Origin of the sequence: Brevibacillus laterosporus, from assembly GCF_030489605.1 — a bacterium.
Classification (GTDB): Bacteria; Bacillota; Bacilli; order Brevibacillales; family Brevibacillaceae; genus Brevibacillus_B; species Brevibacillus_B laterosporus_E.
On the sequence record NZ_JAUKFY010000035.1, the window covers coordinates 1 to 20,902 of the forward strand.

Genomic DNA, 20,902 nt, shown 5'->3' on the forward strand with positions numbered 1-20,902 from the left:
TCAAAAAATAAAACAAACTCTTCTTATATCAGTAGCATAAGAAGAGTTTGTCCACAGTCTGGAAGAACATTTTAAATGTTCTTTTTATTTTTTAGTAACATATTTAATTCTTTAGCATCTTTTTTTGTGTTTAAAAATGATATTAGCCAAGAAAACACATATATCAAAACTATACTTTCAATAAAATCAGCCGTTGGGAATATTTCTATCCAATGGTTATATAAAGATATAATAAAGACAACTAGAATCATCATGAAAAAATGTATTACTAAAGCGAATAAATAGCTAAATCTTTCAATATCAAAAATGAATGTAAAAATACCTGCACAAGCTGAGATTATAAGAACACTTATAATCTCAGCTTGTGTAATAGATATATTATTGTTTTTCGATAGTAAAACTATCATATATATAAATGATCCAGTCCCTAAACCTGTAAATAGTCGATTTTTTAATTTCAATAAAGTCTTTCCCTTCATATTTTTTATGATTTTGAGATAAGATTATTTAATGTTGATTTTATATAAAATGTATAGAAGATTCCTCCAAAAAATAACCCTACAGATAGTCCACTTACGGCAGAATACATTATATTAAATAAAATATTATCATAAAATGATGAGGAAATTCCTAAAGTCACATTTAAGAGATATTTTACAAAGAAATTAATCAAGATAATTATTAATGGAAGATAGCATTTCTTTCTGAAAATAACTGTCTCTTGTTTGAAAAAAGTTTGATATTTTTTATATAACAAATACCCAATTAAAATACCTGGAAGAATGAAAATCGTGTAGCTTATTAAACAATATCCTAAGTGAGAAAATTTAGTGATAATTTTATCAAAACCCCATATCATAAAAATCATGGGAACAAGAAACATCTTAGACAAATTGATTGGTCGTTCTTGAGAAATAGCAATACCCCTTTTTATTAAAATGAATAATAATATCCATACCCAAAATGGAGTTCTGAGAAATACTTCTTTGATCATCGTATACATTGTATATCCTCCTTTGTTTTTATTAATATTTACATCAAAGGAGATATAGAGAAATACTTTTAAACATAAGTGGTTAAAATCAATACATAAGCGGTCGATTGGAATATTTTGTTAATATATTTTTTAAAGAAGAAACATATTTTCTGGACACAATTACTTTTTCTCCGTTTGACAGTAGTGCTTCTAGATTTCCATTTGCTTTAACGGAGAATTTGTTTAAAAAATGAATATTGATAATTATAGCTTTTGAAATTCTAATGAAGTTATCTGGAAGTTCATGTTGTAATTTGTATAAAGGACTTTTTATCTCGAATATATTTTCTTTGGTATAAATAAATATTTTTCTTTCAAGGTATTCCAAATAATAAATAGTTGAACAAGAAATTTTTTCTTGTTCATTTTTGTGCGTAGAATTTACTATTAAATAGTTCTCAGAACTATTCTCTAGTGTTGATACCATATCTAAAATAAAAGATGTTACTTTGTGGATGTAAAAGGTACAAAATTCTTCTTTACGTTTTTCAATAATTTTAATGTTTACTTTCATTTGTTCCCATATGTTCCTTTCTTTAAAATAGATTCTAATGTTGGTTTGAAATAAATCTTGATCCAAAATATCTCTTGACTCTATTTTAAAATAAAACATAAAAAATACATTTTAGGATTTACTATGTAATTTTTATACAAAGTGTAATCAAAGTCAGAACAGTATTTTATATGAATATTATTAAAAAGTCTATCAACCAATAGAATGTAATTCTCCTTTTCAAAATTGCCTGATAAAGCCGTTGCGATTGAAAAAGATATTTTATACCAAGTTTCGTTCTTGTCTCACAAACTCTAAATAAAAACTTTGCTAATGTAAATCCCTGATTCTCTCCTCTCTATCCATTGATTTTATCAGTATCGGTTCAATTCATCTTCTCCCCGACCAGCCTTAGTAGTTGCCCCTCTCCTTTATCAAATAACGACATCTCACATTCCCGTCTGCAATGCATTCCGTACGCTGCACATCGGCGTCAAGCAACGCTTCGAACAGAGCAACCTCACATTGGCATGCTTGGCGATTGCGGATTGCAACTTCTACAACAGGACAATTTACTTCATCAAATAAATATGTACCATCTTGTTTTTTTTCCAATTTAACCATGTATCCCTCTTGATCCTGGATTTTCGCCAATGTTGCTACTCTTTTTTCAAAGTTTTGTCCTGACATTGCCTCACGGTGCTTTTTCTCTATCTTGGCCATTCTCCGTTCAAATAAGCTATTCACTAACGATTCCCCGAACATGTCATTGATCCCCTGAATCAATTCCATGGCCAGATTATCGTATTCATTCGGAAATAGTTCTTCGGATAAAACCGTAAGTCGATAGGAATAGGTTGGTCTTCCAACATGCTGACGCAGAATGCTGGATTGGATATAACTGTCCTTTTCTAAAGCATATAAATGCTTGCGAACTGACATCCTGGTTACTCCCAAATGCTCCGACATTTCCTGGACACTTACTGAACCGCGCTTCTTTAGCAACAGCAATATTTCTTTTCTTGTTGATTGTTCTTGTAATCGAATCGCGTGTTTGTTCATGAATACTCTTCCTCCCTGAGCAAGATAAGAGATTTATAGCAAAAAACTTTGCAGAAGCATACCTGTCTCTTCTGCAAAGTTTAGAAAATTCAAGATTAACGAATCGCTTCGTTATAACGACGATTCACTTCCTCCCAGTTAACAACATTCCACCAGGAGGAGACAAAGTCCGGTCTTTTATTCTGATACTGCAAATAATAAGCATGCTCCCAAACATCGACGACCAGAATCGGCGTTTTATTTTCCATTAAAGGAGTATCCTGATTGGGCGTACTGGTTACTTCCAACTTGTCCCCATTGACAACCAACCATCCCCACCCCGCTCCAAATCGGCTTACAGCAGCTTTTGTCAGCTCATCCTTCATCTGTGCAAAGCTGCCAAAATGCTTTTCAATTCCCTTCGCTATATCACCATCAGGATTCCCGCCCCCAGTCGGGCTCATGATGGACCAGTACAGGCTGTGACTATAATGTCCACCTCCATGATTTCGGACCGCTGTACGAATTTCTTCCGGTACATCGTCCAAATTGCTGATCAATTCCTCTACACTAGCATTCTTGAACTGGGGATAGTTCTCGATTGCCTTGTTCAAATTAGTCACATAAGTTGCATGGTGCTTGCCATGATGGATTTCCATGGTTCTGGCATCGAGATAAGGTTCCAACTCGTCATAATTATACTGCAGCTTCGGTAAAGAAAAGAGCTCCATTCCATTATTTCCTCCTATCTTGATTGCTTACATCCTTAGTTTACACGATATAAAATATTTTGTACACAACCAAATATTTTTACCCAACGCAACTTATTTGGTATATATTTCATGAAGAATATTCCCGCAAACATTTAAACAACTTGCATCCCCCAAAATCTTGACAGCTTTCCTTCTTAAATAGAACGTAGACAGCATCGTTTCCCTCCCTCTGAAAGATCGGTGTTTGATTTCAAAAATGCTGTACAATCCTAACAAAAAAAGAACGCTATTTGAATAATAGCGTTCCCTTTAAAAAAAGCTAATTAAAAAATAGCCGACCATTAAGGCCGTCTATTCAAACTATTCTAACTTATCCTAGCAAAGGAATTTGAATGTAGTCTTTTGAAAACATCACAAAAGGAACAAGAATCAATTATATATGTACCGCTGAACAAAAAAATGCCCGAGACCAGATGTCTGTAGACAATCAGTCACCCGATAAAAAAAGAGACTCAAAAATAAATCTCTTATTTGAAATCCCATACTAGCCTTAAGTATTTACGATATACGTCATCAAGCTGGGCAGTTGGATCGTTCACTTCACGACTATACCTAGGGGAAATGTCGGTAAGATGTGCAAACCCCTCTTCAATAAAATCATTTAACACATCAATACGCTTTTCAAGAGCAATTTCTTTTCCAGCCATTTTGCTTGCAAGCAACTTCTCAATTGCACTTTTTACCTCTAAATCAGCTACTAATTTATTTACCAATTCTTGAAACAGTATGGGCGGATTCACATTGTATCTCTCAATCCACATGCAAGCTAGCAAAGGCCGCAGAACATAGAAGTATTTTTTAATTTTTACCTGTTCTCCCTGAAGATAATCTCTGTAATTCCCTTTCGCCATGCCAAGATAGTGATGAATAGAAATTTTTGGAGAAAAAACACGCTCTCTCAACTTTATCATCTCATCCTTAAATCCATAAGCATCGTGATAAACGATTTCCGAACTCAGCCATTCCATCAAGGAAGGATTTGACTTTCTAAACAGCTTGAGCGCCTTTTTAATATCCCATCCGTTTATGTCAAGCAAATTAGTAATTGGCACTTCAATTACATCGCTTTTTTCATCGATTGAAAGATACCATTCGGGACGTCTGATATAAACAAAGCGCACATCATAATCACTATCTTGTGATGGGAAGCCCCATGCCCGGCTTCCTGATTCTACGGCAAATAAAATTCTGATATTGTGTTCTTGTTCCAATTTTTTGATTTCACATTGTATAGCTTCTTTCATCTTTTTCTCCCACTATGAAGTTTATCTATAAATTTTGATCATATCTTATTTTATCATAAGTTGTAAGATAACCTGCTAGTTTGGAAGAAATGTTAGCTTGAGTAATCATAATAATCTCCTGCTCGGTAAAAATTCCCATGTGAATCTCTGTTGGGAAATCCATCTTTATGTGCTGATTTTATTGGCATTTTACTTCCACAGGCATGACACCAGGTCTCAGTCGAATTTTTGTAAATATAGTGAACGCCCTTATTCATGCAAATGGGACATTCATATCTTAATTTGTAGCGTTTTGTTCCGTTTGCATCTTCTTTAATTCCTGTTGTTAGATAATCTGCAACATGAACAACATTTTCTTGACTATCATTTGGTTTCTTATCCTCCTGTAAATCAGCACTTAATTGTTCTTGATTCTCATCATTATTGTGTAGAGGCTGTTCTAGCTTCTGCTCCTCTTCTTGCTTCATATTATCAAAGAAATTACTATAGGCCTTCCCTATCTTTTCGAACTCGTTGACTGTTTTAAGAATATCCTTGTCCACACCAAAAAGATTAAATACGTTCTGAATAATCACTAATTTAGCTAAATAGTCGTTTTCCTGTAACTCGATTCCCGCTTCTTTGCCCTTATCATCTTTAATGGAAATTTTAACTATTAATGACATTTTAGACCACCTCGAAAATGATTATAAGCAATAAATCGACATAAAGCAATGTAGGATAGCGTATTATAAGCACTCATTACGTAAATAATTGGAAATTTATTTTCATTTTATCACTAGTTACAATGCGAAATATGTAACAAACACATCCCTAAAGCTCCGATCTACTAAAACAGTGAAGCGCCCTCTCACATCGACTATAGAAAAGCTCTAGGCTATCCAACATGTAGACGGGACACTTCACTGCACAATTCGCTTTGTTTATTCAAATTCCATCTTTATAAATAAATGATTCTATACACATTTAGCGCTGACCTGCCAGCCAATCGGCTATTTCCTCTGTTTGCGACAATACTGCGATTGGATCAAAGTACCAGGATCGCTCTTCTTTCCATATGTATACACGATTGTTTTTGACTGCATCAAGAGAAGCCCAAATCGGATCGGCTTTCAAGTCCTCTAAGGTGCGGTCGTTAGATGTCAGAATAATATAATCACCTGCATATTGTTGTAGTAATTCATTAGACAGCTCAACCCACTGTTTTTTAATAATTTCGGCTGCTGTCGGTGCTGGGGGCTTGAATCCCAATGCTTGATATACAGCTTGACCACCTCGTCCAAAATTATCTCCGTAAGCATAGGTCGCCTTGGGTGTTAGCTCAAATATGGAAAAGGTAGCATCGGAAGGCACTGCTTTCCTTGCCTTTTCTCTTGCTACAGAAATTCGGCGATCGTACTCCGCAAGCCATTTTTCAGCATCTTTTTCCTTACCTAGCAGCTTGCCAAAGTAAGTCAGCTCTTCATGGGCATTCTTTAATTCGCCATAAGGAATTGAGATTGTCGGGGCAATCTTGGATAATTGCTGATATCTGCTGTGAGTTTCTGCCGACCCTGTTACGATCAGGTCTTGTTGTAAGTCAATCACCTTTTCCAATGAACCCTCCACATCACCAATATCCTCCACATCCTTGAGTGCTTCGGCAAAATACGGATTTTGCCGGTGCAGTCCGGGAGTTCCAATGGGAGTAATACCAAGCGCAATAAAACTGCCCAGATACTGGTCAGCTATAATCCTTTGGGGGTTAACTGGAATGCGTATGTCACCGGCAGCCGTCGATACTGTTTTGCTTGGCGCGCTTTCAGAACCCTGAACGGAATGCGCTTGAGTAGAGCTGTGCGATACTGAGACCTCAGCAGATGACGATTGATTCCCGGAAGTTGCTGTATTCGTGTTTGAAGTGCCAACAGAGCACGCACTGAGAAGCAACGCGAAGCAAAGGAATAATGTTGCCGTAGTTGCTGACCTGGATTGTTTGTACATCGGTGTAAGTCCCTCTCTCTTATATTGATCATAAATATCACCCTCAATATAACGCGGCCCCTTTTGCACTTCAATGGAGGATCGAATGAGGTTAGAAGGACTTTCTTCTGTTTTATGCTGCTCTAGCTCTCTAACTCTATACCGGGCAGGCGAAACACCCTTGTACTTTTTGAATAGACGCCCAAAATAATACGGGTCCTCATATCCTACACTTACAGCTATTTCACGTAATGTTGCATCCGTTTCTACCAGTAGACTTGCTGCCATTTCCATTCTTATCCGAATCAGATAATGAATCAGACTGTGCCCCGTCTCCTTTTTGAACAAAGCTGATAAGTGGGGAACACTGTAGTTCAAAGTCTCTGCAAGGGATTCCAGAGTGATCGATTCCGAATAATGCTTTTGCATGTACAAAATCACTTGCGTAACAATCCCCGGCTCTTTCACATAAATCTCTTGACCTTGGAACTGCCGCAAAATACTGTAGACAAATTGATAAAACTCTGATTTAACATAAAAACGTTCTATTGACCTTGGTTGTTTCCATTCTTGATTCATATCTTTCACTTTATGGAATAGTGAGATTGGGTCATTTGGTGAAAAGCTGTACTGTATTTGAAAGGGATTGCTATTTTCCAACATTTCCAGAATGGCCTGGCTACATGGACGTGGAAGAATAGCCTTATAAAGAATCAAATAGTATTCAAACTCGTCTTCTATTTCTGTAATCTCTATGCATGCCCCCTTCCCGCTATGGAGCACATGGAACCTCTCCGATCGATGAACTTCCCCGTCAAGCAGTATTTGGGCAATACCACGGGTTGCATACAAAAAACCGCTTGTGGGGAACCGATATGAGTCAAGCTCTTCTCCTACCCTCAGAATTGCATGGCGGATATCCAGCACCTGAACGGAAGCATGATTCCACAACACGAAATAGTCGTTCATTTGCATAACTGTCATTCATCTCCTTAAAGCACGCTAATATCACGACTACCTGAACCAACAATGAGCGCCCCTTGCCATCAAGCAAAAATCATGAAATCGAGTTACTTGATGCTGTGTTCCATCAAGCTGTAAGGAGCACTGCCGGACACCGCATACAACCCCTACCGGCTGGTTATGAAGGGTTGTGGCTTTCGTCCATTAAGTTTCATGTTTAAATAACGAATATCAATAGCTTTCATGAAAGCCTAATTCCATGAAATTAGCTGTTCACTTATCCGCACTGTGTCTATTCAACTCCTCAGCAGTCATCCTGACTTGTATCATTATGCATCCCTTATTATACATGATAATAGTTATCATTATCAATGGATGCACTGTACTACGAGTTATATCTGTTATTCATATAAAGCTACCCCGAACTGACAATGCTTCTTGCTTCCCATGTAGATAATCACGTTATGGATCAAGTCATTTGTCAGCAGTAGCTATCTATGATAATGATTCAATTGATATAGTGGAATATTTGTGAAATGAAGGCAATGAGTCTTTCACATACTCATTCATTTGCTTAAAATGGAAAGATATGATAGGAAAAAATCTAGGAGGCCTCTTCAATGAAAATCATCGTACACTCTCTACAAATCATCGCAAAAATAGCACTCACAATCCTAATGGGCTTCCTCATCTCATTTCTCTTCCAAGCTCTATTGCCTGACTCATTCAAATATTTGTCTCAAATAGGAATGTTAATTGGAGTATGGATTGCCTATCGGCTATTTGAGAGAAAACGTCTTTGGCCTGTAGGTTTTGGAGGAGAGGGAAGCTGGAAACAGCTCGTATTGGGTATTGGAATAGGAGCCTGTACAATTTTCCTTTCCTGTGCATTTATTTGGTTATTAGGTGGGGTACAGCTTACAAGCGTACAAATAGATGTCTATCTTCTGGCGGCTATTCTGTCTACCATTCCCAAGTGGATAGTGGTTGCAATCGTTGAAGAAGGACTGATGAGAGGGTATATTCAGGGACTTGTAAAGGAGTCATTTGGCGTTAAAGCTTCCATCCTGCTTTCATCTCTTTTGTTTGCATTTATTCATTTGTTTAACACAGGTTCTACCGAGTCACTTCTCCCAATGCTCTTCCTCTTTCTCGATGGCCTGTTTTTTGGACTAATTAAAGAGATGACTGGCAAGCTATGGTTTCCTATTGGTGCTCATTTTATATGGAATTTCTTACAATCTGCTTTGGGATTTGCAGTATCGGGTGGCGAGTCAGGGGCGCCTTCTCTTGTAAAGGTTCAGCCGATCGGGGATGCCATGCTTTCTGGAGGAGCTTTTGGTGCTGAAGGGAGCTATCTAACTGCCTGTATATTACTGATTACTCTGTTTATTACGTGGAAAATATATCGTAAACAAAATGTCAAAGCCATTAGTAGCCTGTAAAGTACTCGTTTTATGATGCTTTCACTGCTTGTACTAGCATAATCCTAGTATTTGCCCTACTATCTAAAAGCAACTGAAAACCAAGCACCTCATTAAAACCCCCAGAAGCCTTCTGGGGGTCATCAGATTCATGTCACCTTTAAAAACAGTTCATCAAAGTAGCGTCGATTCAACTATGAGTAATCCCACTGCTAACAGGTGTAATCATAGTAATCCCCAGCTCGATAAAAATTCCCGTGCGAATCTCTATTCGGGAATCCATCCTTGTGTGCCGGTTTGATAGGCATCTTACTTCCACAGGCATGACACCACGTCTCAGTCGAATTTTTGTAAATATAATGAACGCCCTTATTCATGCAGATTGGGCATTCATATCTTAATTTATAGCGTTTTTTGCCATTTGAATCTTCCTTGATACCTGTAGTTAAGTAATCTGATTCGTCAACCGGCTTTGCTTCAGCCTTTTCAGCCTCTTTCGTCTCTTCAATCTCCTGAAAACTTTTGATCATTTGTTCCCTAATTTGTTCATTATTAACAATCCGTTTTTCTCTTAAATTCTTCTCTTCCAACTGCTCTTCTTCTTGTTTCATATTGTCAAAAAAATGACTGTAAGCCTTACCAATCTTTTCAAATTCGTTCACTGTTTCCAGTATATCTTTATCAACACCAAATAAGTTGAATACATTTTGAACAATAACTAATTTAGATAGATTATCAGTTTCTTGTAGCTCTATTTCAGCTTCTTTTCCTTTGTCGTCCTTTATGGTAATTTTAACTGTTAATGACATATATTAACCACCTCGCTGATGATTATAAGCAATAAAAGGACGCAACGCAATGTAGAATTGCATATTTATACAACTACTCCATTACATGAACCTTTTTTGACTCCCCTTTCTTTGTTTATAGAGATAATTCTCCTTTACCAGTTCAATCAAATTTCTGTAAAAAACCGCTTCCTTACAGCATTTTGAAGCCTACTGCCAAATGATCTACCTAAAAGTATACTTATCCTTCAAGTCCAAAAAAACTTGAATAACAGTTTCCTGCCACTTTCTGTTTATTCCAGTATCGAAATATACTGCCTATCTATTTTGTCAGCCAGCCAGACCATTTCGTTCCCATGATAAAAGGTAACCTTATTCGCCCATGCTTTTTTTGCCTCTATCTTTAAAATAACTGGATGCTTATCCCTTCTTTTTCCCACTTGTTTTGCAGTCTCAATTTCTTCTGATAGGTGAACATATTGTCTTCCTTTAGGCAATAGCCCTTGTTCCATTATCAATGAAACAAATCGTTTTGGTGTGCCCTGATAGAGAAACTCTGGCGGTTAATTTTCCTCTTTTAGAACTTTTTTCGCTGTAGAGTGGCCATAGAGAGCTCTAATTTTTCCATTTTCAATTTCAAATCGTTTCTTCTCAGATTGTGAAATCATAATATGCAGGTCATTTTCACTCACATCGCGCCATACTGGTTGCTCATGTAGGGAATGCAATAATTGCCCAATTTGAACCCATCCATATTCATCTAAATCTAATTCGTATTCATGTGGTGCATGACGCAGAGCATATGAAATTTCTTTACTTAATTTTTGATAATTCATATTCTACACTTCCTGTTTGAATGTTTGCCATCGTATTATGTAAAGCCAGCTTCCGGTTCCTACCTATTTTCAATATCCAGTTTCTTCTATAATGTCACAGTCAAAAATGTGAAGTAAAAATCGAAGAGCATCAGCGCTTCCATAAGGAAATGCCCATGGGTCGTATTCAAATTTTCCTCTATTTTTATCTATACGTTCACAGCTTACAAGAGTATATTCAGCACTGGCGATCGCATCTAACCATGATTCAAAATCCCACGGTACTTTTAATCTAGGATCTGTAATTCTCTCGTCAACTGGCAAAGAATTGTACAGGCTCCAAAACTCATCCAATTCCTGCTGAGACGGGTTCCAAAACTTTGCCAATTGTTCTCTCTTAAAAAATGACTTCCAAAGTGCATAGTCACCGTCATGCAGTTCACCTGCTTCTTTTGCAGTTTTTAGTTTATTAAACAAGCTTTTTAATTCGTTAAATGAATCATCACTATTTATTTTACAGGTGAAAGAAAGGAATTCTGGTTTCATGTTATCTCCCTAATAGGCTTTAACTTGTCAGTGATGTGCTGGGATCACTTTTTCATGCTACAGTAAGCATATTATATCAGTTTGTGAAGTTATTCAGATAGTGATTATTTAGAAAAATCTCTATTCTGGTGCTAGAAATGGTACAAGTAATTTATTAATTTTTGCTGATGTTTTCCTCTTCGTAACCGCCTAAAATTAATTGTTTGTTCGATTTATGTTCTGTATGTACGGATAGCAAAAAATGTATATAATTCAAACATAACCCTTTCTATAGCAGTGTACATATTCAAAAAAACATCTTATTGTTTCTCATTGTGGGTGTCTATATATGAAGGAGTGGTAATGATGAAGAAAGTAAAATTTCTTGCTACCTCACTAATGGCAGTTTCTTTGATGTTTGGAGCACAAGCTGCTAGTGCACACTCTCCTCTTGAACGATCCCCTGACCCAGCTCATGCAATTCAACCAAGCATTGTATATCCTGGTTACAGCATCATTACGAAAAACCTTGTAGTTGACAATCATCTTTATATTCCAAATACAGGCTTTTTTGTAGAAGGAGCACCAGGTACTATTCGCCTTGAACCTGATATTCGAAATAATCAAACAAAAGTTATAGCTCTTAATCCTACCCCATTTGAGCCTGCTTTAATTCATGATCATAAAAGTAAAACGACTTACAGGATCTATATAACTTGGTTCTAATTCACAAACAGACCGTGGGTTACCCCTCCCACGGTCTGCCTTTTCTTAAAATGAACCATATATGATCATACTTGGAATAGTCCGAAATACCGCAAATTTTATCCGTCTTAACAAGGTAAGGATCATGGGACGAACGGGTTAAACTGTAAGATATTACCACCCCCCGATTAGGTCTTGGTGCTATGCATGGAGAATCAATATTCTTTGAGCTTAGTAAGCCTTCTCTTTTTGTACAGCCTCCTACATATTAAGAAATGTTTCTCCATTCGAATTTCTCAGACTGAACTATTTCTCATAGATTACGTTTCATCATCCGTCCGCATCCTGTTATTTAAATAGATTTATTGTTGTAATAATGATCGGCATACCAAACACATCAATGAGAAAGGCTCCGACAACAGGAACAACCAGGTAGGCTTTTCGCGATGGACCAAAACGCTCAGTCACTGCAGCCATATTCGCCATAGCATTTGGTGTAGCGCCAAGGCCATGACCTGTAAAACCTGCGACCATTACTGCGGCATCATAGTTTTTACCAAGCAACCGGAACAAAATGAAAATACCAAACAGGACAATAAATACAACTTGTACAAACACGATCAATAGCATTGGAAGTGCAAGATCAGCTACTTCCCATAATTTTATGCTCATGAGTGCCATAGACAGGAAGATTCCAAGCGTCACATCACTAATCAGGTTGATGCTCTTCATGTCAATTGCATTCGGATTACATTTATCTACAAGATTTCGTGCGATAACTGCCACGAACATGGCCCCTACATAACTAGGCAGAACAAAGCCGGTTGCTGATGTGAACAGCTCTCCTAAATACGTACCAACTGCCATGCAGAATGTAATGAGCAGGACCTGGGTGAAGAAGGTATTTGTCGTAATAGGCTCTGCTTTTTCTTCAACTGTCTCTACCTGATCTTCTATTTCTGCCGGTTTTAGATCGTATTTTGAAATTAAATATTTAACAGTCGGTCCGCCAACTAAGCCCCCTGCCACAAGACCAAAGGTGGCCGCCGCGATCCCAATGGCCAACGCTGATTGAATTCCCATATCTTCAAGAGTTTGTCCAAATGCACCTGCCGCTCCATGTCCACCTTCCATAGAAACTGAGCCTGCCATCATTCCAATTAGTGGATGAATGCCGAACAATGAAGCCAAGGAAACCCCAATCACGTTTTGTGCTAAAGCCAAGAATCCGCATGCAATCCAGTAAATGATCAGAAGCTTGCCGCCTAACTTGATAAGTTTAAAGCTTGCTCCCAATCCTACAGTTGTAAAGAATGTGAGCATGAACAAGCTTTGAAGTGAGGTATCCAATGTAATTTCCAAAAGTCCCATCGCTTTTAAGGCCGTTGCAATGATTGCAAACAATAGCCCTCCAACAACTGGTGCCGGAATATAAAATTTTTGCAGAAATCCTGCTTTTTTTACTAGGTATGATCCTAGTACTAGCAATGCAACCGCGAGAAAAATCGTATTTACTTGATTAAGTGCTAAAGTCATAGTTGTCTCCTCCTAGAAATCTCATGATAGCTTCATTCGTCAAATAAGCACCTAACTTTACGGTTCTTCCGTTTTCATCTAAGACAGGATTCACTTCACAAATATCAAAAGAAAGCGCTTTCCCATGAGCTGTCACTTTGCGAATCAAGGCACGAACAACCATTGGTGTTAATCCAAATGGAGATGGCGCACTAACTCCCGGGGCAAATGCCGCATTTAAAACATCCGTACAAAGCGTAAGCATGACATAATCCTGCTTTTCGATGAATTCGTCTAATGCAGTAATGATGTCATCCATCCGTTCTTCAGTCATATCTTCTTCATAAATATACTGGGCACCGAGTTCGTCCGCTTTATCAAATAATTCCTGTGTATTACCGAAACGTTGGATTCCAAGCACAAAATATTGGCTGTTTTTGTCATTTTCTAATATTTGCCTAAACATCGTCCCAGATGAAGGCTGATTTTCATACGAGCGTAAATCGAAATGAGCATCAATATTGATGATACCAAGCGAAGCATCGTTGCCTATATGCTTTCGGACACCTAAATAATGTCCATACAGCGTTTCGTGTCCCCCTCCTAAAATAATGGGAGTCACCGATTTTGAAAAAATTTTCGAGACTGCCAGACCTAATTCTTCCTGAGCCTCCTCGAGTTTTTCGTTTTGGCACTTAATATTCCCCACATCGATAATACGTTTACCTTCCTCCAGTTTCCAAGGAAGACTCGCAAGCGCTTGCCTAATAGCATTTGGAGCTTTGGCTGCTCCTAATCGGCCTTGATTGCGTCTAACTCCTTCTTCACATTCAAAGCCAATAATTGCACATGTGCTATCCTTGAAGGATTGCAATTTCTCCAAGTCTGCCAATTCCACAATTTGATGATAGCGAAAGCTGCTTCTTCTTTCCGTATGATCAGTTCGCCCGGTCCATAAATCAGCTAGAACATTCATTGCCAATTTATTCACCCTTTCTGAAATTTCTGAAGTAGATTTGTTTTTTGATTATATAATGACAAACTTATTATTTCTAATATATAATTTAAATAATTTAATAGTTTGAAGCTATAAATAAGGAGGGGGATTCTATTGGACATCAAACAATTGCATTATTTTGTGACGGTTTCCAATCACTTGAGCTACTCCAAAGCCGCACAAAAACTGCATATTTCACAGCCTTCGTTAAGCAACGCTATTAAAAATTTGGAACAAGAGATTGGCTCCCCACTCCTTGAGCGAAATACAAGAAAAGTAGAGCTGACTGACGCTGGTAAAATTTTGTACAAAAAATCACTTCTCCTCCTTTCCCAAATGAACATGTTGAAAAAAGAGATGGAGGAAGTAAAACTGACCGGCAGTGGTGATTTAATTATCGGCATCATTGAGTCAGTGAAGCATTGGATTCCAAAAGTGATCCGTAAGTATCAGGATCGCTATCCTACTATAAACATTAAGCTGATCGAAGTGCTGAGTGGAAAAGCTGTGAAGGAATCATTGAGAAAGTATGATACACATCTGCTTATTACAAATCAGTATATAAATGAACCAGATATTGAATCATTCCCTTTATACGATGAAAGATTAGTGCTTGTGCTACACAAAGATCACCCTCTGGCACAGCAGCAGGGATCAATTCGTTTAGAAGAGTTAGTAAGAGAGCCTTTTATCATTAGTACGGAAGGATTTCAGACAAGAGAAGATATTTTAACAGCCTTTACATTGGAACAAAGAACGCCGAAAATCAAATTTGAAATTGAACGCTTTGAAACAGCCTTAACACTGGTCAGAGAAAATCTGGGAATTACGATTATCCCCGAAAATTATTTATCTGAACCAATGGATGAATGCATCGCATCAAAAACGATTGATTCATCGGCATTGGAGAGAACCGTTTATTTAACGTTTATGAAAAATCGTTATTTGCCTCCCGCGGTTCAAGCCTTTTTGGAAGATATTCGACGGTGCTTTGCTTGACAAGTGAACGTCAACATAAAAAAGCGCTATTGATATTATACTCTTTACGAAAAAGAATTCGGCTGTAGCTATCAGAACCATCAAAACCTGATTCAGTAACGGGAACCTGTCGATTTATTGCGTAAACTAAAGTGAGGTTCCCTCTTTTGGGATTGAACTCTGATAAGAGCGAATAGTACAGCAAATCCTCCCTCCTTAGCTGAAAGGAAGGCTTTACAATTTGTGCTTTTTTATTCCTTTTTACTCCTTTTTGCCTTTGCCTGCATTATTTACTTGCTTGGGTAACGATACACTGAACTATCAACTCCCCCCTTCTATCTTCCCTCCTGCCTATACAAATCCAACAAAAAATCCTTGCATGAACAAGGATGTACAGGTTAGTGCTTATGTTATTGACAGATCGTTTACCACCTCGAACAGAATCTGCTTATTTAATCAGTTAGCAATCTATCTTTGCTCATTTTCACTTGTTCAATCATATGTCCAATATTACCTTCACCTGCAAATAGGGTCATGTCAAAAAAATCCTGATTCAAATCAGACCAATATAATTCATTTTCATCCCCTGAAACCTCGACATCACATCTCAATTTGCCAACATAAACTTCAACATAGCATTGATGCAGATAGTACGTGAAATCCATTACATGATGCAAAGTAATATTTTCTTTTGTAATGCTTGTTTCCTCAAATAGTTCTCTGTAAGCAGCTTCAATCCCCGTTTCTCCACTCTCGATTTTTCCGCCAACCAGATTACGCAATCCTTTATAAGGATTCTTTAATCGTTTGCACATTAGCAGCCGATCCATCTCTTTATTATATATCATAAGAACATTATATCCTTGCATGCCCCTTATCTCCTTCTGTGATAAATTTTAGCTAAACGATATTCGACAATGTTACGAAATGATCCTGCCCGTTGAGTTCAAGGTCGAAATTGCAACGAACTTAACGAAAAGAGCTTACAGAAAAACCCCCGCCTTAATCAGCAGGGGCTAAAAGTAGGAAAGGGGATTCAATCCTACATAAATGAAAGCCTATAGACTAATTCTACCTTTAGCTGCCTATTCCTGTCATAGAAATCAAACATAATTCTAAAAGATGGTAAAATTCTGCTCACAATAAGCCTCTTTAGTTATCTCAGGCCTTCTTCTTGTGCATGATTGAACATAATTTCCTCTCGGCTTTTATTGCTCTACTTAGCCTCTTGTATTTTTTTAACAAAGCCCTCCTGATCATCGTCACCAGCAGCCTTTTCAGCCGATCCTTCATGTAGAATTAGCCTTTTCCCGGTACAGATAAGACGTCTTATTCCTTACTATTTTATTTGCATTTCCCCGATAGCATATACAACTGCTGTGCCGCTGATTTTTACTCCGTCTCCTAGAAATTTACAATATAGTGTTCCACCGCGTTTGGAGAGCTGTCTCGCTACCATTTCATCCTTGCCTAAGCGTTTTGCCCAATAGGGGACAAAACTGCAATGCCCTGAACCGCACACGGGATCTTCATTTACTTGCAGCTTTGGAAAAAAGCATCTTGAAACAAAATCATACTTTTCACTTTTCGCTGTAATCAAAACACCCAAACCATCTGACAATTGTTCCAGCTTCGAAAAATCAGGGGATGCATTTCGAACATTCTCTTCCGTGTCTAATACAAACATTAAATCTCTTCCTAAATAGGTTTCAATAGGTCTTATGCCAAGAGCGTCGATCATTTCCTCGGTCAGCGTATGCTTTGCAGGCATTCTGCTTGGGAAATCCATTTCATAAAGTTTATCTTTTTTTACAACAACAAGCTCCCCACTCATTGTCTGAAACTTAATTTTGTCTACATTATTCTCGTAATAGTTGGCTATTATGAACGCTGTTGCCAACGTAGCATGACCACAAAGATCCATTTCTCCCCCAGGAGTAAACCTAAATGCTTATTTTTTTGTTCCACTAATTTTGAAGCATTTGAATTATGTTCATCTATTTCAGCTTGTGAGTAATTGGAGATGAAGTGCGATAGACCATCGATAACTTGCTACATAACAGATATGTCTTCGATTTTAAAATGTTCACTGAACTGAGTTTCCCTTGCCAAAAATAATCCTCCAGATTTTTTATCTGGAAGTATAGAAACATTCAATTCATAGTCCTCTAATAGTTTTTCATATAAACTACGGTTCTCTAAATGAAAATTGACTAAAAACTCGAGTAATTTATGAAGATCAATAATTTCATCTTTCTGAAATAACACATTTCGTTCTATCAATTCTCGAATAATGGTGTTTATTTCATAGTCTAGGTCTAGAAATTAAAGGAAAAGATCAAACTGTATTCAAAACGTTGGCTTTTTATATGCAGTGAGAGTTATTTCCAATCAAACTTTATAAATTCACTTATTACTAATGCGGGAACAAGATCACTTGGAGCGTTACAATGCGGATTGGAAAAAGATTTAATTCACTACCGATTTTGTTCATCACGTAATAAATATCATGGAACGTGCATATAGAACTTATTTCCCTTAGGAATAGGGATGTACAACCCTGCAACTCAAAATCAAAACCCACGTAGGAAATACCGTTTTCCTACGTGGGTTTTGATTTTGAGTTGCAGGGTTATTTTTATTTCCGACACAAATAACACTAATTTTTGTGGCAAACAAAATCGACATTCCTAACAGTCATTCATTATTCAATGACATAAACCGGGAGTTAAAGACTACTCCTTTTAAATCATATAATTATAGGTAAATAATGCCCTTACATCTTGAATGAAAAGGATATAAAGTTTATTTCAGGACATACTAGTACCTGACTACTATTCATAGGGTGAAAGGGTGCAAATAATGTATGAACGGTGAAAATAAACATTTAGATATTGTGAATTGGGAACCCAAAATTAGTGTAAGGCAAGTATCCAACTCTATTAATGATGTTGTTGAAACAGGTAAACAAATTATTAAAAATACTGAGGAAGATTTAGATTATATTTTCGAAAATGTAAAAGAGTGTGTTCAAAGATGTGGAGTGTCAATCGATAACATTAGACTTCGATTAACACATAGATTTATTCAATATTCATCACTAGTGCTAGGAGCATTGTGTTCGAATGGTTTAATCCCTGCTGACATTATTAAAGAAAACTACGAGAAAATAAGTGACCAGTTAAGACGTAACCCTAATGCCAAAATATTGCACTTAAAAAATCCTAAAGAATCTGTTTGGCCAAATGAACAAGGAGAAACAGCGGATCCTGTTTTTGATGATATTGAACCTGATAGTTTTGTTTTTGAGGAAAATAGAGAGGCATGGGTTTTTATTCATGGAATGTCATACAAAGCGTTGAAAAAAGATGGTTCTGATTTTTCAAGTAGTAGACAAATTGATGCCTTTGATTACTTTGCTAACTTTGAAAAAGAAGCAAGAGTTTTTAATCCTGATCCAAACGCGCCTCTTCCTCCAGATACCTCAAAGATTGATATTTATTTAATAACTTATGATTCAGAAATGAGTGACGAGGAAGAAGAAAAAATAAAGGTTCTTTTACAATCAGTTGTAATAGGTGGAGGTAATTATAACTTACTCATAGCTGCAGTTTTTTGGAAAGAAATGAAACGTAGAGCAGAAAAAACAGCTGCATACATAAAGCCTTTTCTTGAAAAACTCGATAGAAATACTGGTCGGGCTATTACTCACTCTTTGGGATGTTATGTTCTTGCTTATGTGGCTGAACAAATAATTTCTCAAAACAATGATCTTCAAGCTTTTAATTCTTGGTGGTGTATGTCGCCAGCTATACCCTCAGATTCATTTTCTAACACTGGCTCTCTTCAACATGCACCATTAATTGCAGGTAGCTTCGATGGACTTCTCTATGGAACCTCAGTTTGGTATTCTTTAGGTGATTTAGTATTGATGTTACTTTATCCACTGGCAGCATGTACTACAGCTTTAGGACTAACTGGGTTGGGGGTTAATGACAATCATTGGGCAGAAGACTATAACATTACGAACATCACAGATGTTCATCATGGACCAGATGGTGAATACATTCAAAGATTAGGTTCCCGAATTCGGGAAGCACTTCGAACTACTGTTTAAAATTATTGCTAAGAGAACTAGAGTATAAGAGGGGTCCAAATATTTGCTCCCCTCTTAATCTACCCATATGAATTTCTAACTGATTTATCTAGCCATCAGAACTAAAGATATACTTTCATTATATTGAGGATTAAAATTCAATAAAGATTCGCGCCCCCAATAACTAGATATTTAAGCAGAATCTAATTACTCTAGTCACAGTTGACAGAAGGGTAGACTGACTGCAGATCTTTTCTAATCAACTGCATTCCTAGTCCACTTATTATCGACAATTGTAGAACCACTCAAATATTCATAAGGAAGACTACTACTTTTCATTTTTAATGGTAGATATCCACTAAAAATCGAACACGAAGATAAATTTAATGAATCCGTTACAAAGTGTTGAGATAACCATCAAATTACAGAGGCAACTGGTATCAGTAAAATTTAGCAAAAACTCTGTTTCCATATTAAATTTTAGTTCATGAAATAGCATTTTTAAGTAATAATAAAAAATGGGATAATTTTTTACTTCTTGCTGTCGCGTGACACAAACAGTCCTGTAGCCCATTTTCTTATAGAGTGATTGTCCAAGTTCGTTAATTGGTAAGGTAAACAATACAAACTTATTGTATTAAAGTTTTAAACCTTCCCCCTCCAATTTTTTAAGTAAAACTGTTCCTATACCTTTTCCACGATCATCTCTCTACTATTAAGTTGGATACATTTCCTGTATAGCTTATTTTCTCACTAGTGATCTTAGTTACCATAATGAATGAATACTTGGGAAACTTCTTCGTCATCGGTTTCCAAATAAGCGATGCTACATGATTATGGTAAAGCACGTGCTTATTCAGCCAATCGATTATGTCCTGTGCATCCTGTATGGTATCCCCGCGGAATCCAAAGAACTCTCGTATTTGTGTCCGATGATACGTAATCGACCGACCGAACCAATCATATTGGGCATCCGATTCTGGTAGGACATTGACTTGCTTGGCGATAAAAGTGATGACTGCCTTGGGAACCTCGAATTTTTGGCTAGGAAATCTGGCTTCACACTGAAAAAATTTAAACAGAACAGCAAAACCAAGTCTCGCTTCACCCGATTTATTACCGACTTGTTTGATCTCGTTCGGAAGAAACGTGAAATTTTCGACCAGCTCGTCTAACTCCCAATTTCACTTCAAAGTATCCCCTCCGCGTAAAGTTCCTATAAGGCTAAGTATCGGAACAATATGGTTGAAAATTTATTGATTCTCTCTAATTTTGCTTAATGATCTAAAAAACCCCCAACACTTACCCTTTTAAAAGGATGAGCATTGGGGGTTTCCCGTTACTGTTATATATTATTACATCTATTTTATCTCAAAAGATCCTAGTACAGGAATACATGTGTTCCTTACAATTCTTTATCACCCCTTTATCTTTACAATTTGCATAAATAAATTAATGTTGAATTACGGTGCTACCCCATCCCCGAAATATTTAATTCATCTGCAAACTAAGGTAAAAAAGTAGGGCTTATTTTAGCTGCAGATTAT

General features: G+C 37.0%; 18 protein-coding genes and 2 pseudogenes. 4 read left to right on the plus strand and 16 right to left on the minus strand.

What is annotated here, in order from left to right; all coding sequences use genetic code 11:
• Positions 1-71: 71 nt before the first annotated feature.
• The 8 genes from QZ995_RS22290 to QZ995_RS22325 form a co-directional block, all read right to left on the minus strand.
• The gene (locus QZ995_RS22290; protein WP_301811993.1) at positions 72-461 is read right to left on the minus strand and encodes a DUF3021 domain-containing protein; all 390 of its coding nucleotides are present in this window, start codon (positions 459-461) and stop codon (positions 72-74) included.
• A gap of 23 nt (positions 462-484) precedes the next feature.
• Positions 485-1,003, minus strand: coding sequence for a hypothetical protein (locus QZ995_RS22295; RefSeq protein WP_301811994.1), 519 nt, complete (start codon positions 1,001-1,003; stop codon positions 485-487).
• 79 nt (positions 1,004-1,082) lie between these two features.
• Positions 1,083-1,616 (minus strand): LytTR family DNA-binding domain-containing protein, encoded by a 534-nt coding sequence (locus QZ995_RS22300; RefSeq protein ID WP_301811997.1) that lies wholly within the window; start codon positions 1,614-1,616, stop codon positions 1,083-1,085.
• A 324-nt stretch (positions 1,617-1,940) separates the two neighbouring features.
• Complete coding sequence (locus QZ995_RS22305) at positions 1,941-2,591, minus strand: helix-turn-helix transcriptional regulator (protein WP_301811999.1); 651 nt, start codon at positions 2,589-2,591, stop codon at positions 1,941-1,943.
• A 95-nt stretch (positions 2,592-2,686) separates the two neighbouring features.
• Positions 2,687-3,301, minus strand: coding sequence for a superoxide dismutase (locus QZ995_RS22310; protein WP_301812001.1), 615 nt, complete (start codon positions 3,299-3,301; stop codon positions 2,687-2,689).
• Positions 3,302-3,810: 509 nt separating this feature from the next.
• Positions 3,811-4,587: a nucleotidyltransferase domain-containing protein gene (locus tag QZ995_RS22315; protein WP_301812004.1), complete on the minus strand. Its 777-nt coding sequence runs from the start codon at positions 4,585-4,587 to the stop codon at positions 3,811-3,813.
• 92 nt (positions 4,588-4,679) lie between these two features.
• Positions 4,680-5,252, minus strand: a complete 573-nt coding sequence (locus QZ995_RS22320) for a hypothetical protein (RefSeq protein ID WP_301812006.1) — start codon at positions 5,250-5,252, stop codon at positions 4,680-4,682.
• 301 nt (positions 5,253-5,553) lie between these two features.
• Positions 5,554-7,524: an AraC family transcriptional regulator gene (locus QZ995_RS22325; RefSeq protein WP_301812008.1), complete on the minus strand. Its 1,971-nt coding sequence runs from the start codon at positions 7,522-7,524 to the stop codon at positions 5,554-5,556.
• Between the two features lie 608 nt (positions 7,525-8,132).
• Here QZ995_RS22325 and QZ995_RS22330 point away from each other — a divergent pair.
• Positions 8,133-8,957, plus strand: coding sequence for a CPBP family intramembrane glutamic endopeptidase (locus QZ995_RS22330; RefSeq protein ID WP_301812010.1), 825 nt, complete (start codon positions 8,133-8,135; stop codon positions 8,955-8,957).
• Between the two features lie 191 nt (positions 8,958-9,148).
• Here QZ995_RS22330 and QZ995_RS22335 read toward each other — a convergent pair whose 3' ends face one another.
• From QZ995_RS22335 to QZ995_RS22345, 3 genes and pseudogenes are all read right to left on the minus strand, one after another.
• The gene (locus QZ995_RS22335) at positions 9,149-9,745 is read right to left on the minus strand and encodes a hypothetical protein (RefSeq protein ID WP_301812012.1); all 597 of its coding nucleotides are present in this window, start codon (positions 9,743-9,745) and stop codon (positions 9,149-9,151) included.
• 272 nt (positions 9,746-10,017) lie between these two features.
• Positions 10,018-10,560, minus strand: a pseudogene (locus tag QZ995_RS22340) (RNA 2'-phosphotransferase).
• Between the two features lie 69 nt (positions 10,561-10,629).
• Positions 10,630-11,085, minus strand: coding sequence for a hypothetical protein (locus QZ995_RS22345; protein WP_301812014.1), 456 nt, complete (start codon positions 11,083-11,085; stop codon positions 10,630-10,632).
• A 345-nt stretch (positions 11,086-11,430) separates the two neighbouring features.
• Here QZ995_RS22345 and QZ995_RS22350 point away from each other — a divergent pair, with 345 nt between their 5' ends.
• A complete protein-coding gene (locus tag QZ995_RS22350; protein ID WP_301812017.1) occupies positions 11,431-11,790 on the plus strand; it encodes a hypothetical protein in 360 nt (119 codons plus the stop codon).
• Between the two features lie 327 nt (positions 11,791-12,117).
• On the opposite strand, the gene gltS is transcribed toward QZ995_RS22350, so the two are convergent.
• Both gltS and hutG read right to left on the minus strand, forming a co-directional pair.
• Positions 12,118-13,305, minus strand: coding sequence for a sodium/glutamate symporter (gene gltS, locus QZ995_RS22355; protein WP_301812019.1), 1,188 nt, complete (start codon positions 13,303-13,305; stop codon positions 12,118-12,120).
• Positions 13,289-14,260, minus strand: coding sequence for a formimidoylglutamase (gene hutG / locus QZ995_RS22360; RefSeq protein WP_437124761.1), 972 nt, complete (start codon positions 14,258-14,260; stop codon positions 13,289-13,291). The genes gltS and hutG overlap by 17 nt, the downstream gene beginning before the upstream one ends.
• A gap of 135 nt (positions 14,261-14,395) precedes the next feature.
• Between hutG and QZ995_RS22365 the strand changes: the two genes are divergently transcribed.
• On the plus strand, positions 14,396-15,280 hold the full coding sequence (locus QZ995_RS22365) for a LysR family transcriptional regulator (RefSeq protein WP_301812023.1): 885 nt from the start codon (positions 14,396-14,398) through the stop codon (positions 15,278-15,280).
• A 431-nt stretch (positions 15,281-15,711) separates the two neighbouring features.
• Here QZ995_RS22365 and QZ995_RS22370 read toward each other — a convergent pair whose 3' ends face one another.
• Complete coding sequence (locus QZ995_RS22370) at positions 15,712-16,128, minus strand: NUDIX hydrolase (protein ID WP_301812025.1); 417 nt, start codon at positions 16,126-16,128, stop codon at positions 15,712-15,714.
• Positions 16,129-16,598: 470 nt separating this feature from the next.
• Positions 16,599-17,201, minus strand: a pseudogene (locus tag QZ995_RS22375) (PhzF family phenazine biosynthesis protein); the annotation flags it as partial.
• A gap of 924 nt (positions 17,202-18,125) precedes the next feature.
• Between QZ995_RS22375 and QZ995_RS22380 the strand changes: the two are divergent.
• Positions 18,126-19,376, plus strand: coding sequence for a hypothetical protein (locus QZ995_RS22380; RefSeq protein ID WP_301812027.1), 1,251 nt, complete (start codon positions 18,126-18,128; stop codon positions 19,374-19,376).
• Positions 19,377-20,056: 680 nt separating this feature from the next.
• On the opposite strand, the gene QZ995_RS23915 is transcribed toward QZ995_RS22380, so the two are convergent.
• Positions 20,057-20,521: a DUF4158 domain-containing protein gene (locus QZ995_RS23915; protein ID WP_366919720.1), complete on the minus strand. Its 465-nt coding sequence runs from the start codon at positions 20,519-20,521 to the stop codon at positions 20,057-20,059.
• Between the last annotated feature and the right edge of the window lie 381 nt (positions 20,522-20,902).